This is a genomic window from Clostridium estertheticum (assembly GCF_018861295.1).
Lineage (GTDB): Bacteria > Bacillota > Clostridia > Clostridiales > Clostridiaceae > Clostridium_AD > Clostridium_AD estertheticum_D.
Genome location: NZ_JAHLDM010000002.1, coordinates 69,218 through 84,927, shown reverse-complemented (window position 1 = coordinate 84,927; position 15,710 = coordinate 69,218). Strand labels below are relative to the sequence as shown.

The following is a 15,710-nucleotide window of genomic DNA, read 5'->3' as shown; positions in this document are numbered from 1 at the left end:
TTAAAAGTTAAAATTATGAGACGTTTTAGGAGATGAAAGAATTATATGGGATCAGATATTATAGTAGGAGTTATAGGCAGTGCTTTAATAGCAATGGGAATAATGGAATTTATAAAAGAAATGACATTACTAAAGATAGAATGTGAAGGAACAAAGATAAAAAATGAAAAAACTAACACCTGTAATTGGCCAAAAATATTATCTGTATAATGGTTTCAAGTAAAAAAGTTTAGCGATTACGCTAAGCTTTTTTATTTTTTATAACTATAGTAAGTATGTATTGATATGCCACATTAATTGTTTGCCATATTCAAGTTTGTGTTTTAGAGTTTTTAAGTTGTCTGACGGACCCATGTATATCCTATTTATTCTATATGGGTTATCTAATCTTGAAGTGAATCCTTCATTTGTGGTTAGTCCTAAGTTGCATCCTGCTGCATGGGCTGCTTTAATTGTATTAGTATTATACGAACCACATGGATACGCCAAATACATCACTTTTCTTCCTAATAATTTTTCTAATGATGTTTTTGCAGCCCTTATTGCATTTAGTTGTTTTGCATAGGGTAAGCTGCCCAAATTTTCATGCCAATCTGTATGGCTTTCTACTCTAAATCCGTTAATATCCATCTCTAGTAGTTGTTTAGCATTCATTGAATCAGATGTTCTGCCTACTTCATGGGATATCATAAATAGCGTAGCCTTTTGCTTATTCGCCTTTAATATAGGATATGCTAATTTATAATTACTTATATATCCATCATCAAATGTTATTAGGACTGATTTCGCGGGTAATATAATTTTTTTAGACATGCTAGCATAAAATTGGTCCATTGTTATCGTAGTATAGCCATTTGTTTTTAGATAGTTCATTTGTGAACGGAATGCTGATTGTAAAATTGTTAAATTATTTGTTCTATGAGAGTCAGTTGTTAACATGTGATACATAAATACTGGTATTTGTTGAGTTTGTGACTTGGCAGGTGCTATTTTACAACTTAAAATTATTATTAATGTTAATACAAAAGCTATTTTGTTTTTCATAAGTTACCTCCGATATAATTTTTAGTTTATTTATGCGAACTACAGTTTAGCCTTACATATATGATAGGCTTGTCCACATTTCTATTTTGGATAAATCACAATCTGTAGTAATAACCCACCTTTATTCTTTTTTATGGTTTTATCTTCTACATATTATCAAAACTAGTCAATTCCAATTTTTAATTATACATCTAAACATGGAGTTATATTGTAAGAATATGTCGTGATTAGCGATAATCATTCTGCAAATTTCGACATTGCATTCAATATGAAACAAAATGTAGTTTATAGAAAAGACCTATAGATTAATATTGATGATAAAATGAATTTTAAATTCTGAATATGAGCCATTGAAACTAGTAATTGAAACTGATATTATTAAAATTGAGAGAAATGCAATTGTTTTTGCAGTTTTGGAGGGAAATGAAAATGAAAATCGCAACAGCACAGATAATGAGAAAGATTGATCGTTATTGTATAGACGTTTTAGGGATTCCAGGTATTATACTAATGGAAAATGCAGCACTAAAGGTAATGAAAAATATACCAGCAAATAATAAAAAATTCGTAATTGTTTGCTCTAGTGGGAATAATGGTGGGGATGGTTTTGTTGTAGCAAGGCATCTTTTAAATAAAGGGGATTATGTGGAAGTATTTTTTCTTGGCTCAGATGAAAATATGAGTGCAGATGCACTGGTAAATTTTAATATTATAAGAAATATGGGTGCGAAAATAATAGAAGTAAATAACAATGAGGAGCTTGAAATTTTAAAGGAAAGCATAATTCAATGCGAAATTACTATTGATGCAATTTTTGGAACCGGATTATCTAGAGAAGTTAGAGGTATTTATTCTTTAGCAATTACTATTATGAATGAGAATAGTAAGTATATTTTATCAATTGATGTCCCATCAGGATTTGAGTGTAATAGTGGGAAAGTGATGGGTAATTGTATTAGAAGTAATAAAACAGTTACATTTGAACTTTATAAAAAGGGTTTTATTTCATATGACGCGGAGACCATTACTGGAGAAATCGTTATTGAGAAGATTGGAATACCAAAAGCTGTAGTGGATAAATTTCATGAGGATGAATACATAATGGATATAGACTTTATTAAAGGGTTAATTAAGAAAAGAAATAAGTATTCACATAAAGGTGATTATGGAAGAACACTTATTTTGGCAGGATCACCAGGTTTTACAGGTGCTGCGTATATTTCAACTCAGGCTGCTGTCCGAAGTGGTGCAGGACTTGTTACGTTAGGATGTGATAGCTCAATTCGAAATATACTAAGTGGAAAATTAGTTGAAGCTATGACTGCATCAACTAATGATGAAATAAGATTAGATTCCTTAATAACTAAAAGTGATTCTATTGCAATTGGTCCAGGACTCGGGAATAATAAGTGCACTTTAAATTTACTAAATAAAGTTTTATTGAACTCTAAATGTCCTGTTGTAATTGATTCGGATGGTTTAAACGTACTTGAAGGGAATCTTGAAATTTTTAAAAACAATAAATGCCAGATAGTTCTTACACCTCACATGGGGGAAATGGCAAGAATATCAGGGTTTTCAATAGATGAAATAAATAAAAACAAAATAGACATAGCAAAAGAATTTGCAAAGAAACACAATGTTGTTTTGTTACTTAAAGGATTTAATACAATAATTACAGATGGTAAAACAGTGCAAATTAATCCTACTGGGAGCAGCGCAATGGCATCAGGTGGAATGGGGGACTGTTTGACGGGTATTATAGCATCTTTTATATCTCAAGGTTATGACATAATGACTGCAGCATGTATTGGTGCATACATTCACGGATACTCTGGGGATAAACTTTCAAAGAAAATGTTTTGTGTAAATGCAAATCATATTATAGAGGCACTTCCTTCTATAATAAAAGAAATTCAAGATTTAAAATAATATATTTATATTATTGCACTTTTGCTGCAACTAAAAGGTTATGAGAAGCGTTTATAGTATGGTATAAATGTGAAATTCTAATCAGTCTTAGGGTATTAACTATTGTAAAACTGATTAGAGTGGTGGGAGTGCATAATATGAGAAGTATGAGAAATAAAAAAACTATTATTTTGGCAATTATTGGTATGATGGTAATTGGAGCTAGCATTGGTTATAAAATAAAGTCCAATGCTATTATTAAAAAAAATTCTTTAATAGTATCAAGTAGTAAGACTAAGACTGTTCATAAAACTAAAACTAAAGCTGAACTCGATAGTGAGAGACCAGATAAATCTATAATAAAAGCATCTGATAAGGGGGAAGATGTTATAAGGATACAAACTAGGCTAAAAAAGTACGGTTATAATGTTGTTTTGGATGGTGATTATGGTGAAGGTGTAATCTACGCAGTTATGGATTTTCAACAAAGACATAATCTTATACCTAGTGGTAAGGCAACTGCTGAAACAATAGATGTTATGTACAAAACGCCTACAAAGGACAATATGTACAAGTCAGCCACTCAATCGCTACTAAGCGTAAATGATGTTGATGTAAAATCGACTTATGAAAGTAAATTAAATAGTGGTGAGAATACAAGTTCTACGAATAATTATATTTTAGTAGATCTATCGCAGCAAAGAGTTTATGTTTTTTATGGATCAATGCATAATTGGAAATTAATTAATACCTTTTCTTGTGGTTCTGGTAAAGCTGAAACTCCAACTGTAACTGGGTATTTCCGCGTTGGTATTAAGGGACTAAATTTCAAATCAGGTACGGACGCTGCACCTGTTTATTGCAAGTATTTTACTCAAATTAGCGGTAATTATTTATTCCATAGTATTTTATATGACAAAAGCGGAAACGTGATAGATGGTAATTTAGGGGCAGTTGAATCACATGGATGTATAAGGCTCGCCCTTGAAAACGCAAAATATATTTATGATAATATACCTATAGGATCTACAATTCACGTAAAATAAATATTTATTATTAATACACTCCGAGACTAATAGCTCGGGGTTTTTAATATGTCGTTAAAATATAAAAAGGTAATTATAGTTAATGCTAGATTATGTAAATAAATGTTATAAATAGAAATAATAATCGTAAATAAAAAAAATATTGCACTAATAGTGATTTTAACAAGTATAATAGAATGAATTAGTTTTCCTTTTGAAGGAGGTATTATTTATGAAAAGAGAATATTTAGAATTAAAAACATGTCGTACAGAAAAAGCTGAATTTATAAAAGAAAAGGAATATATTGTACTTGATACAACAACTGAATATACATATGAATATGACTTTAATACATTACCTTGCTATAGGGTTATAAATGAAAAAGGTGGAGTTGAAATAGTTGTGCCTGATCAAATTTTTTATCCAACGCATAGGTTAATGCAATCTATAAAAGATGTAGTGTATATAGGCGTTTTAGATATAGATGATTTAGTAGAAGGTGAAGTATATTCTGTCTTTAAAATGAATGAAGAAAAAGAAGAACCTATTTATACTATATTCAATGATTCAAATAAACTAATGACATATTATGCTTCCTTATTTGTAACAGAAGATAGGTATCTTAAAATGACTAAAGAGGAACTTTATGATTTTAAAAAAGTGAAAAAAGAAGAATTATTACAATTTGATGATAAGAGAAAAAAAGAGGCCCAAAAGTTATTAGATCAACAATTAGAAGTTGAAAATGCTAAAAAAAAGGATATCCAAAATTCTTTAGATGAAAAAGAAAGGCTACGAAATATAAAAAATTCGAATAATCTAGAGATAGAAAAATTCAAGGAGCTTATAAAAATCTTAAGACCAAATAAAGTAGAAAATACTACTAATACTTTGATGTTTGAAATCAATAAAATAAAAAATAAATTTAATAAACTTTCAGTATTTTTTATTAGTGGATTCGGTATAACGGTAGTTTCTTCAATATTTGGCAATGGCTTGTTAAGTTTAGTAATCAATATAATATATTTAATAACAGGGGTGTCGGCCTACTTATATTTAAAAAACAATTCATTTGAAAGCATAATTAAAACTATACCTACAAGTAAGAAATTAGATAAAGAATCGCTAAATTTAATGGTTTCCTTTAGTGATGATATATTGCTGAAATTAAAAAAAATTGAATTGAATTTATTAATATTAGAAACTGGAGCTACAATAAGTAGTGGTACTGTTTCACTAATAAGGGAATCGGTATCCTTTTGTTTAGAAAGTTATAAAACCAAGGATACTAATTTACTAAAAGACATATGCGCATTTTTAGATAAAACGCTTGAATATATATATAGCTTGATAGATGGAGATAATTCAGCAGAAGAATATATAGAAAAGCAGATTTATGAAAATGTATCATCTATTATAAAGAGAAACACTGATATTTTCGAACTTATGATTTCAGATAATAAAGAAATTAAAGAAATCATGAAGAAATCAAATTAAAAAGGGGTTTTAAAAATGGAAATGATATTACTAAAGAATGATTTTAATGGTGCTCTAAATGCTTTATTAGAAAATATGGTAGACAATCATATTAAAGAATGCAAAGAGAAATATCCAACAGAGACGAAAGAACAGTTTAAAGCTGACATTTCATCAAATGAAGACTTAACAAAAGAACTTGAGAACATAGAAAAAATGATAAGTAGAGATTTATCCACAAAGGAAATAGTTATATTTAAATACCTATTTAATCACAGCTTAACAAGAAAAATGTATTCAAGTGACAAACTCGTTACAATACATAAGCATAACCTAAAAGAATGGGAAATAGATGGGTTAGGCAATTGCTTAGAAGTATATGTTAATAATGAAAATTATGTTGCAGCTAAATGTGAACTAGGAATAATTTATTTATTAGTAGAAGGAAATATAGGTGAAGATAGATATATTTCAGTATCAACTGAAAATAGAGATACAATCTCAGACAATGTTTATCAAATTGAAGGTGGTGTGCAGGTTGCAAATATAGATATATGTACATCCGAAGGTACCATTACTTTTACCAATGGTAAAAAGCTACATATAAAGCTAAATAGGGACATTAATCTTGTAGATAGTGATGAGTATAATAGCACAGTAAAAGGTATTATAACTGAATTTAACTAGCTATTTAAAATGGGAAGATAAAAGAATTATCATTATCACTGGAAAGGAAAAAAATGGTCCTATGAATTATGCAGAGAAATTACATGAAGTTTTTGAATTTGGAAAAAGTATTAAGTGAAAATATTCAGAAATGAATTATTTTAACATAAAATGTGTTACCATGTAATTATTAACAATAACGGGGTGCTAAGCTGTTGTTAAATTTATATTTTTATAGCTTTCATTGCGTCTTTATTCGAAGGCATAAAGATATATATAAAACAGGAGGGTTTTATTAATGAAAAATTTTAAAAAAATTATGATAATGGGGTTTGTGTTATTGATAGTTACGCTGTCAAAACCAGTAATGGCAATGGGATTAGGTAGCTTTACCGATGTTCTAAATTTCTCTGTGGTAATAGGAGATAGTATGTATACGCTAGATTTTGTAAATAATCCAGCAAATGCAAATCAAATTAGTGACTTAGTAGCTAAAAACAAAGGTGATATTTTTATAAAAACAGACGATAGCGGTTGGATAAAAAATAGTGATGGGACACAAGTGAATAAAGAGTATGTAGATATTTCAACTATTAAATATAATAATGGTCAAGTAATTGGAGATACATTAACTTCATCAGTAGGTAAAATTGATTTGATCTCAACTAAATTAACAAGAACAGCAGCAAATAAAGCTACATTTAAGTATAAAATATTAGACAAAGCTGGTAAGGATATTACTGGGACAGTCCCAGCTTATGAGATGATGATGAAAAATTTCTGGATAAATTCCACATGTGGTTCAATAATTTTAGATCCACTAACAGGAACCGGTACAATAACATATGACTTCTCTGATACTGACCAATTTGTTACAATAGACTTATTAGCATCTAATGGAGCATATGCAAAATCAACCTTATCTTTAGGTGATGCTAAAGCGGAAGATGTTTTAGGTATATCAGATATTAGCATTGTAGCACCTGACGTAATGACAATTCATTATAAAATTCAAAATAATGCTAACTTAACAAAGACTGGACCAAACACAACTACATTCCAATATAAAGTTAAAAATATATACGGGTATGATATTACTAAAAAAATTCCAGCTAGTCAAATAGAAGCGATTGCATCTGTAAGCTCAACAGTAATCTTAGATCCAAAAACATCAATTGGTACAATAACGTATAATTCTGCTGCTGATGTTAATAAAACAATTAATATTTTACTAAAAGATAAATTAACTGGCGTAAAGGCAGACTCAGTGTTGTTTACATCTGAGGCTGCAGCTGAAAGTCCCAAGGTAAGTAAGATTACTATAACTTCAGATAAAATGGAAATTGCTCCTTCAATAGGAATTGGTTATACAACATATAAGGTATTTAATCAATATGGATTTGACATTACAGATTCACCTCTTAGTGATAGTGTAACCTTCAAAAGTGAAGCTGGTACAATTGTATCCAAGGGTGGTATAATTACAATGACAGCCAACAAAGGTACTAATTTTAGTACTCTTAAATCAGCAGTAATAACCGGTAGTGATTCAATTACTGGGACTTCAACAAGTGCTACATTGAATTTAAAATAATACAATATAACTAAACAATTATTGAAGATGCTGTATTATTTAGTAGATGAATTTAAAACCAGTTTGGATATAAAATATGAAAAGATAGGGCACATTATGGAAATTAATTCCAATATGTGCCCTATCTTATTTCAATAACTTATTATGGTATAATGTTATTTGTAGTTATACTTATATTTACTGCTTAGGTATACTTTGTGAATTGATTGATTTTAAAAAATATTGTAGCAATACATAAAAATCGGTTATTTTATCAGTGATGGATACTATTTTAATTAACAGGAGGTAACGGTGTGATAATTAAATCAGAAACAAAAATAACTGGAGTCGGAGGGTATGTTCCAAAAGATATTCTTACCAATTATGATTTGCAGAAGTTGGTAGATACAAGCGATGAATGGATTATTAGACGCACAGGTATAATAAAAAGACACATTAGTAGTGAAACTGAAAATGCAAGTGATTTAGCTATCAAGGCTGTTGAAAATTTAATTGAAGTTTACGGGGCTGACTTATCTGATGTAGATATGATAGTGGTTTCAACAACTAGCCCCGACCACATTGTCCCAAATGTAGCCTCATTAATTCAGGGTCATTTTGGCATCAGAAAAACAGGCGTTATGGATATAAATGTAGCTTGCACAGGATATGTCTACGCATTATCGGTAGCAAATGCATTTATTACAATTGGTCAAAATAAAAAAATTCTAGTTGTAGCAACTGAGGCAATATCTAAACTTATTGATTATACAGATAGAAACACATGTATACTTTTTGGTGACGGGGCATCAGCATTTTTATTAGAAAAAACTGATGGAAAAGGCGCCTTCATTGCTACAAATTTCGAAACAAATGGTAGTGGGGCTGATAGTATTTATTGTAGCAATCATTCAAAAAACATTGGGGAATCATCTGTTATAAAGGAACATCGTATTGTTCAAAATGGTGGTGAAGTATATAGATACGTTATGAAAAATGTAGTAGATGGTATTAAAACACTTTTAGAAACCTCTCAGCTATCACTTTCAGATATTAAGTGGTTTGTACCTCACAGTGCAAATTTGCGTTTGATTGAAGGAATATGCAAACGTCTTGAGTATCCTATTGAGAAAACTTTAGTTAGCGTAACAGAATTCGGAAATACTTCAAGTGCATCTATTCCTCTAGCTATTTGGCTAGCGTTAAAAGAAGGCAAAATAGCAACAGGTGATAAGATACTACTTTACGGATTTGGCGGGGGACTTACTCATGGCGGAATTATTATTGAATGGTAAGAAGAAATTTAATTTATATACATAAGTACAATGAAGCAGAGCTGCTGTTTGAGATTATGAAGATTGTTTTACTTAAATAGCTGCTTTCTGTTCCATTATTACCTTCTTCTGCAATTTTACCACCATTAAATACCAAAACTTTGCATAAAATAAATTATTTTTTCATTTCTAATATATTGGATAATCCTGAAACTATAGGCATAACATTATACGCATATTTATTGCTTAGTATAATAATTACATACCTTTTGTTAATATCTTTTCCTAAATATGATGTATAGCCTAGTGTACTTCCATTATCCCAAATCATTATATTCCCATTAGCCTTTTTGGTTATAATTAATCCATATCCATAACTATGTAGATGTGGTGTAATCATTCCATTTAATGATTTTTTATTAATTAATTTTCCATCAAGTAGCGCATTATACCAGGTATATAAATCATCAACTGTTGAATAAATACCTCCAGCGGGGGGTAATATGGATCCTTCTTTATCAAATGACGATTTATATTTATCTGTTTTTTCAGGACGATAATATCCATTTGCTTTGCCTTTTATTATAGCTTTATAAGTTAAAAATCCGGTATCAATTAATTTTAAAGGTTTAAATATATTTTTGTCTATATACTCCTCATAGTTAATGCCAGACACCTTTTCTATTATATATCCAAGTAATATATAATTTGAACTACTGTACTCGTACTTTGTTCCAGATTTAAAATGACGTGGCTTATTTTTAAATAGCTTAACACTTTCCTTTAGAGTATAGGTATGCTTACCGTTTATTGAGGATATAGAAGATTGATTATAATCAGGAATTCCTGAGGTGTGAGTGAGTAGATTATAAATTTTTATTTTATCGCCATCCGGATAATCTGGAATATATTTGTCAACTGTGTCTTGGACATTTAAAAGTTTCTTTTCTTGTAACATTAAAATTGCTGTAGCAGTAAATTGTTTTGTTAAGGATGCAATTTCGAAAGCTGTTTTAGGGTTATTAACAATTTTTTTATTATAGTCGGCCATTCCATATCCTTTATCTGCTAATACCTTATTATCTTTAGCAACGAGAATGCTACCACTAAATTTATCATTTGGAGAATAAGAATCTATATATTTAGATATCTTAGATCCAATTTCACTATCATCTATTTTCACGCTATTATCTATTTTTGGACTATTATCTGTTTTAGCACTATTATTTGTTTTTGGAATATTAAGTGTGGAGGTTGTACTTTTACCACAGCCTGTTGTTATTATTATGAATGTAAATAATAAAGAGGTTATCTTTATTATATTTTTTTTTGTCATTATTATTTCCTCCCAAATTATTCATATGGCCACTTGCATATGGATCAAACTAAAAATGCAAAATGGTCTAATTATATTTTTAGTATATATTAAAAAATACAAAACAGAAGTTACAAGTATGGTGTAATGTATTTATTTAATTATACTGTAAATTTTATATAAATACTTAAAAATTTGGATATAAGTTTTAGGTTTAAAGAATATTCGGATGTTGCTCACTATAGTAAAAGTTCTAATTATTTGATTGCTTAATGAATAAGAATACTTTAAAAAATCATTCAAAAATTGAATAGTTCTGCGTCACTGGGTATAGATATGGAACATATATGAATAAGAATGCAATATATACTTTACAAATAGAAATATATATTGTATGATGTTAGTAATTTGAAAATGAAAAGAGGGGTTTTTATTATGAAATCTAAACCAAAAGACGAACGGATAGTAAAGAAATCCAATGAAATTTGTGCACACTTGTATCCGTTAATTATTATTTTAACAATAATACAAGTTGTTTTTAAATATTTGTTATTAACACAAAATATTACAGACTACATTTTAGAAATAATTGCAATACTAGGTTCTATTGGTTATTTGTTTATTAGAACCTATGTTACTGGAATACCATTATTTAAACATTCTGATAAGTGTATCCATGAGATTCAAAATCGTTATATAATGCATAGTTTTTATATTTGTTTTATTACCTATGTTTTTGGTGAATTTATTTTGATGTTCGCATTTGATAAATTGATTTTATCGTCTACTTATGTTCTAGTTTGGATTATACCTGCTTGTATATATACTTTTAAGATAGTAAAAAATGGCTTATTTGTTTGGGGTAGCAAAAAAGCAGAGGTAGCTGGAGTAAAATCATTTAAAGTGAGAGTAGCAATTGGAAGCATTTTCTATGGTGTTGTTATGGAATGGAAAGTACTATTTAAAAATAATAATTTTCATCCAATTGGGTTGATTTTGGTTATTATAATGGCAATTGCTTGGGGTATACCATTTTATTTCATCATGAAGAGTATTAGAAATAAATCGGAGCGACATTCAAACAATGAGTTGACGGAAATGGAACAAGAAAATAAAAATGACATGTAATATGCTAGGAGGAAAATATGAAGAATAAAAAAATGAAAATAGCTAGAATTGAATGTGACTTATCTCAAGAACAATTGGCGGATAATGTAAGTGTTACAAGACAAACAATTGGGCTTATTGAATCTGGAAAATATAATCCATCTATTAAGTTATGTATTGCTATATGTACAACCTTAAATAAAACCTTAAATGATTTATTTTGGGAAGATGAAAGTATCTAATGGTAGAATATTCTTAAAAAATACATTGCGATCGTATAAAAAGGTTAAATGAAAATTGTTTATATTATACGATAATAGGAGCTAACCATTTTGACATATACAATGAGGTTATATCAATTGAGGCAGATGTTGAAAATGGAATTGAAGGAGTTTTTATGATGTAGGTGTTGGACTCCTTCATGTTTAATTATAACGGGTGTTAATATTTTTATCTAGATACTTACTATTGTGGGGTAAGCGTTTATTATGATATAAATTTCTCTTTAAATTTTTTTTATCTTGGAGTCGTTTTTTTCATTTAAATCCACTCCAATTAAATCTAATACGAATATAACAATTGGGATGCCAAGTAACAGACCCCAAGTTCCCATAAACTGTTCTGATATTATTAATGTTGTAAAAGTAAAAAATATTGGGAGATGGGTTGTATCAGACATAAACATTGGGTTTAAAACATAACTTTCAATAGTATGAATTACCAAGATCATAATAAGTACAAAGACTACTTTAATTAACCCTCCTATTTTAAAGGCAATTAGACATAAGGGGATTAAAGAAAAAAACACTCCGACTACAGGTACAAGACTTAAAATAAATATCATAAATGCAAGGGCGAACAATGCTGGAAAGCCCATTATAGTAAGTCCTATAATTGATAATATTGTATTTGCAATAGCTATCATTATTTGAGCTCGTATTACTTTACCAAAAGAATTTAAAAAATTATTACCAAAACAACTTAAATAATTGTATGCTGAAGATACTCTACTATGTTTAAACTTATATAGAAATTTTAATACACTAGCTTTCTCTAATACAAATACCAAACTTAATAGAAGTGCCATAAAAAAATTCAAGCCACATTTACCAAAATCAGTTATAAAAATCATAATACTTTGAATCCCCGTTTTAGCATAACTTGCTATGTTGATTTGATGAAATATAGGTGCGAAATACTTCATATTTCCTTTTGTATCTATCACGAAATTATTGTATTCCATTCTACGTAAAATATGTAAACTTTGAGAAATGGCAAGTGGTATATATTTCAATGCTAGCAGCACTACAGTTATTGTCATAAACATGTATATAATTATAGTAATAATAGCTGGGTTTACCTTTATAACCTTGTTGATTTGCTCAGTTAATAAACTTTGTAGACTATTTGCTAAATAAGAAATCATAAAAGTTAATAAAACCAAATTTAAAATAGATCTGATTAAGAAAGCGAATAATACTAAAGCTGCTATTAATAATACTTTTATTACCGATTCTTTGTGAAATAATTCTATTATTGTTTGCATTTAAAATACTCCTTCATCTTGTTTTATTAGAATTTGTCATATGTATTTAAATATTTTACCATATGTTGTTATTATAATAAGTTATTATCTTATTTGTTTATTATAGCAATTATTTAGGGTGCACGGCAAATTATAATTGCAATTAATAAGAATAATTATAATTAAAGTTTGGAATTAGCTCTAATTTTAAATGAATTGATAATATATATAAATGTTTCCATTTTATTAATTTTAATAAAAGTCTTTATATGGATGTAAAATTATGGTATATTATAAAAAATAAACTATATACTTTGAGGAGGAATTAAATTGAAAAACATTAAACTTTTAACCCAATTAAAAAAAGCTTCATTAAAGAAAAAGGCGGTTGTCGCTACTATTATTATGGGGATCGCATTAGTATCTATAGGTATAAACCATGTAAATTATAATAACAGTACAAGCAGTGCAAATAAATATGTACAAGTATTAGGTAGTGTAGTTAAACAACCAGTAGTAGCCAAAATACAATATGGTGTAACGACATCTATTGTAAACATAAGAACTGGAGCATCAACTACATCTTCTATACAAGGGAAATTAGCTAACAAAACCCAAATTAAAATTCTTGAAAAAAAAGGTGGTTTTTATAAAGTAAGCTACAGCGGTAAAACAGGATACGTAAGTAGTCAATATGTAAAAATAACAGCTAAACCAGCTGCGGTAGTAACGTCCCAAACAGTATCTAAAGTACAAGATGGTGTAACAACATCTATTGTAAACATAAGAACTGGAGCATCAACTACTTCTTCTATACAAGGAAAATTGGCTAACAAAACTAAAGTTAAAATTATGGGAAAAGTAGGTGGTTTTTATAAGATAAGCTATAGTGGTAAAACAGGATATGTAAGTAATCAATATGTGAAAATAACAACTAAATAAGTATTATATATTGAAACTTAAAAATCCATATCGATTATGATATGGATTTTTAAGTTTCAAAGTCTTATTTGCTGTCCATATTGATATTAATGTGATTAGAATGATTGCTACCAATGATGATTTATCTTCCATTAAAATATCTCCTCACACCATAATTATGGTATGATATAAATGTATATTATTGGTCGAAATTGTAATCAATATCTAAGCAAAGATTAAATATAAAACATTAATTTAAATGGATTTTATAAGTTATGGAGGTTATTATGAAAATTAGAGATAAAATGAAAAATGGTATGTTGTATATAGATGAAGGAGAGGGTCTTAACGAGGAACGTAAAAAGTGTAAGGAATTATTATATGATTATAACCATACACACCCAAGTGAAGAAAAAAAAATGAAAGACTTGCTCAGAAAATTATTAGGAGATATGGGTGAGAATATTTGGATTGAACCACCAGTACATATGGCATATGGTACAAACGTGCATATTGGTGATTATTTTTATGCTAATTTTAATCTTGTAATTATAGATGATATTGATGTTTATATAGGCGAACATGTAATGATAGCCCCTAATGTAACAATAACCCCAACAGGACATCCCGTTGATTCAAATCTTCGCAGGCCAGGTACTCAGTTTTCAATTCCTGTAAGAATTGGTAACGATGTATGGATAGGTTCCAATGTAGTGATTTTACCAGGCATCACTATAGGAGATAATTCAGTTATAGGTGCTGGAAGTGTTGTTACTCATGATATTCCTGAAAATGTAATTGCTGTAGGAAATCCATGTCATGTATTAAGGAATATAGATGAACGTGATAAAGAATATTATTATAAAAACAGAAGAATCGAATAATTGTCATTAAAATCATTAATTATTTTAATGACAAGATAAGTATATAACCTGCATTTACAGTTATATACTTATCTTGTTGAATGGACTTTAGCACATATATTAGTTTAAAGAAAGAAGCAGGAAATTTAACGATATTATTAGGTGATGATTATAGGAGGGGAGAATAACATTAATGTGGAATATTTTAAAAAAGAAGAAACTATTAATAACTGATGATTGTTCTATAGATATGAATAATATTCCTAAACATATCGGAATTATTATGGACGGAAATGGAAGATGGGCAAAAAAACGGAAATTACCTAGAAATATAGGTCATAAAGCAGGGGTTGAAGCTTTAAGGGATGTAGTAAAAGAATGTAGTAAAATAGGTGTGAGATATTTAACATTATACGGGTTTTCAACGGAAAACTGGGGAAGACCGGCTGATGAAGTAAATGCTTTAATGAAGTTACTTGTAGAATATCTTAAAAGTGAGTTTGAAGAGTTATATAAAAATGATGTTGTAATAAACAATATCGGTGATATAACTAAACTTCCGTTAATATGCCAAAATGCATTGAATAATGCATTTGAAAAGTCAAAGAATAATAAGGGGTTAGTATTAAATTTAGCCTTTAATTATGGTGGTAGAGCTGAATTGATTATGGCCTTTAAAAAAATTAATGAAGATATTGAGTATGGAAAAATAAATAAAGTTGATTTAGATGAAAAATTAGTGGCTAACTATTTATATACGGCTGGAATGCCTGATCCAGATATTATTATAAGGCCCAGTGGAGAACAAAGGCTAAGTAATTTTCTGCTGTGGCAAAGTGCTTACTCAGAGTTCTGGTATTCAGATATATATTGGCCTGATTTTAAGGCTAAGCATTTACATATGGCAATACATGATTATCAAAAACGAGATAGACGCTTCGGTGGAATTTAGTTGACAGGAGATAATATTATTATTTAATTAATTTTGTTGTAGAGGCAAGAAACTACG

The 15,710-nt window shown here is 28.9% G+C and carries 16 protein-coding genes; 12 read left to right on the top strand and 4 right to left on the bottom strand.

Annotated features, from left to right (window positions below):
* Positions 1–45 precede the first annotated feature (45 nt).
* On the top strand, positions 46–210 hold the full coding sequence (locus KPL54_RS02805; RefSeq protein ID WP_169829597.1) for a hypothetical protein: 165 nt from the start codon (positions 46–48) through the stop codon (positions 208–210).
* 54 nt (positions 211–264) lie between these two features.
* On the opposite strand, the gene KPL54_RS02800 is transcribed toward KPL54_RS02805, so the two are convergent.
* Positions 265–1,044 (bottom strand): polysaccharide deacetylase family protein, encoded by a 780-nt coding sequence (locus tag KPL54_RS02800; protein ID WP_216104482.1) that lies wholly within the window; start codon positions 1,042–1,044, stop codon positions 265–267.
* A gap of 429 nt (positions 1,045–1,473) precedes the next feature.
* Between KPL54_RS02800 and KPL54_RS02795 the strand changes: the two genes are divergently transcribed.
* The 6 genes from KPL54_RS02795 (at position 1,474) to KPL54_RS02770 (ending at position 8,991) form a co-directional block, all read left to right on the top strand.
* Positions 1,474–2,976 carry an NAD(P)H-hydrate dehydratase gene (locus KPL54_RS02795; protein WP_216104480.1) on the top strand — a complete coding sequence of 501 codons (1,503 nt, stop codon included), beginning with the start codon at positions 1,474–1,476 and terminating at the stop codon, positions 2,974–2,976.
* A 137-nt stretch (positions 2,977–3,113) separates the two neighbouring features.
* Positions 3,114–4,001: a L,D-transpeptidase family protein gene (locus tag KPL54_RS02790; RefSeq protein WP_216104478.1), complete on the top strand. Its 888-nt coding sequence runs from the start codon at positions 3,114–3,116 to the stop codon at positions 3,999–4,001.
* Between the two features lie 211 nt (positions 4,002–4,212).
* Positions 4,213–5,478, top strand: a complete 1,266-nt coding sequence (locus tag KPL54_RS02785) for a hypothetical protein (protein WP_216104476.1) — start codon at positions 4,213–4,215, stop codon at positions 5,476–5,478.
* Between the two features lie 15 nt (positions 5,479–5,493).
* Positions 5,494–6,144 (top strand): hypothetical protein, encoded by a 651-nt coding sequence (locus KPL54_RS02780; protein ID WP_216104474.1) that lies wholly within the window; start codon positions 5,494–5,496, stop codon positions 6,142–6,144.
* 277 nt (positions 6,145–6,421) lie between these two features.
* Entirely contained in the window at positions 6,422–7,717 is a 1,296-nt protein-coding gene (locus tag KPL54_RS02775) for a hypothetical protein (RefSeq protein ID WP_216104472.1), read from the top strand.
* Positions 7,718–8,010: 293 nt separating this feature from the next.
* Positions 8,011–8,991, top strand: coding sequence for a ketoacyl-ACP synthase III (locus KPL54_RS02770; protein ID WP_216104471.1), 981 nt, complete (start codon positions 8,011–8,013; stop codon positions 8,989–8,991).
* A 154-nt stretch (positions 8,992–9,145) separates the two neighbouring features.
* Here KPL54_RS02770 and KPL54_RS02765 read toward each other — a convergent pair whose 3' ends face one another.
* Positions 9,146–10,306: a serine hydrolase domain-containing protein gene (locus KPL54_RS02765; protein WP_216104463.1), complete on the bottom strand. Its 1,161-nt coding sequence runs from the start codon at positions 10,304–10,306 to the stop codon at positions 9,146–9,148.
* A gap of 414 nt (positions 10,307–10,720) precedes the next feature.
* On the opposite strand from KPL54_RS02765, the gene KPL54_RS02760 reads away from it, so the two are divergent.
* Both KPL54_RS02760 and KPL54_RS02755 read left to right on the top strand, forming a co-directional pair.
* Entirely contained in the window at positions 10,721–11,413 is a 693-nt protein-coding gene (locus KPL54_RS02760) for a DUF6773 family protein (RefSeq protein ID WP_216104461.1), read from the top strand.
* Positions 11,414–11,430: 17 nt separating this feature from the next.
* Positions 11,431–11,634 carry a helix-turn-helix transcriptional regulator gene (locus tag KPL54_RS02755; protein ID WP_216104459.1) on the top strand — a complete coding sequence of 68 codons (204 nt, stop codon included), beginning with the start codon at positions 11,431–11,433 and terminating at the stop codon, positions 11,632–11,634.
* Between the two features lie 263 nt (positions 11,635–11,897).
* Here the strand turns inward: KPL54_RS02755 and KPL54_RS02750 are convergent, their stop codons facing one another.
* Entirely contained in the window at positions 11,898–12,938 is a 1,041-nt protein-coding gene (locus KPL54_RS02750) for an AI-2E family transporter (protein WP_216104457.1), read from the bottom strand.
* Between the two features lie 309 nt (positions 12,939–13,247).
* Between KPL54_RS02750 and KPL54_RS02745 the strand changes: the two genes are divergently transcribed.
* Positions 13,248–13,859, top strand: a complete 612-nt coding sequence (locus KPL54_RS02745; RefSeq protein ID WP_216104455.1) for an SH3 domain-containing protein — start codon at positions 13,248–13,250, stop codon at positions 13,857–13,859.
* A gap of 3 nt (positions 13,860–13,862) precedes the next feature.
* On the opposite strand, the gene KPL54_RS26420 is transcribed toward KPL54_RS02745, so the two are convergent.
* Entirely contained in the window at positions 13,863–13,991 is a 129-nt protein-coding gene (locus KPL54_RS26420; RefSeq protein WP_268037712.1) for a hypothetical protein, read from the bottom strand.
* Positions 13,992–14,125: 134 nt separating this feature from the next.
* Between KPL54_RS26420 and KPL54_RS02740 the strand changes: the two genes are divergently transcribed.
* On the top strand, positions 14,126–14,722 hold the full coding sequence (locus KPL54_RS02740) for a maltose acetyltransferase domain-containing protein (protein ID WP_216104453.1): 597 nt from the start codon (positions 14,126–14,128) through the stop codon (positions 14,720–14,722).
* Positions 14,723–14,894: 172 nt separating this feature from the next.
* Positions 14,895–15,653 (top strand): isoprenyl transferase, encoded by a 759-nt coding sequence (locus KPL54_RS02735; RefSeq protein ID WP_216104450.1) that lies wholly within the window; start codon positions 14,895–14,897, stop codon positions 15,651–15,653.
* Positions 15,654–15,710 lie beyond the last annotated feature (57 nt).

Bases quoted from the DNA above. Each gene is read 5' to 3' on its own strand.
- KPL54_RS02805 (WP_169829597.1), top strand. From the start codon at position 46: ATGGGATCAGATATTATAGTAGGAGTTATAGGCAGTGCTTTAATAGCA.
- KPL54_RS02800 (WP_216104482.1), bottom strand. From the start codon at position 1,044: ATGAAAAACAAAATAGCTTTTGTATTAACATTAATAATAATTTTAAGT.
- KPL54_RS02795 (WP_216104480.1), top strand. From the start codon at position 1,474: ATGAAAATCGCAACAGCACAGATAATGAGAAAGATTGATCGTTATTGT.
- KPL54_RS02790 (WP_216104478.1), top strand. From the start codon at position 3,114: ATGAGAAGTATGAGAAATAAAAAAACTATTATTTTGGCAATTATTGGT.
- KPL54_RS02785 (WP_216104476.1), top strand. From the start codon at position 4,213: ATGAAAAGAGAATATTTAGAATTAAAAACATGTCGTACAGAAAAAGCT.
- KPL54_RS02780 (WP_216104474.1), top strand. From the start codon at position 5,494: ATGGAAATGATATTACTAAAGAATGATTTTAATGGTGCTCTAAATGCT.
- KPL54_RS02775 (WP_216104472.1), top strand. From the start codon at position 6,422: ATGAAAAATTTTAAAAAAATTATGATAATGGGGTTTGTGTTATTGATA.
- KPL54_RS02765 (WP_216104463.1), bottom strand. From the start codon at position 10,306: ATGACAAAAAAAAATATAATAAAGATAACCTCTTTATTATTTACATTC.
- KPL54_RS02760 (WP_216104461.1), top strand. From the start codon at position 10,721: ATGAAATCTAAACCAAAAGACGAACGGATAGTAAAGAAATCCAATGAA.
- KPL54_RS02755 (WP_216104459.1), top strand. From the start codon at position 11,431: ATGAAGAATAAAAAAATGAAAATAGCTAGAATTGAATGTGACTTATCT.
- KPL54_RS02750 (WP_216104457.1), bottom strand. From the start codon at position 12,938: ATGCAAACAATAATAGAATTATTTCACAAAGAATCGGTAATAAAAGTA.
- KPL54_RS26420 (WP_268037712.1), bottom strand. From the start codon at position 13,991: ATGGAAGATAAATCATCATTGGTAGCAATCATTCTAATCACATTAATA.
- KPL54_RS02740 (WP_216104453.1), top strand. From the start codon at position 14,126: ATGAAAATTAGAGATAAAATGAAAAATGGTATGTTGTATATAGATGAA.
- KPL54_RS02735 (WP_216104450.1), top strand. From the start codon at position 14,895: ATGTGGAATATTTTAAAAAAGAAGAAACTATTAATAACTGATGATTGT.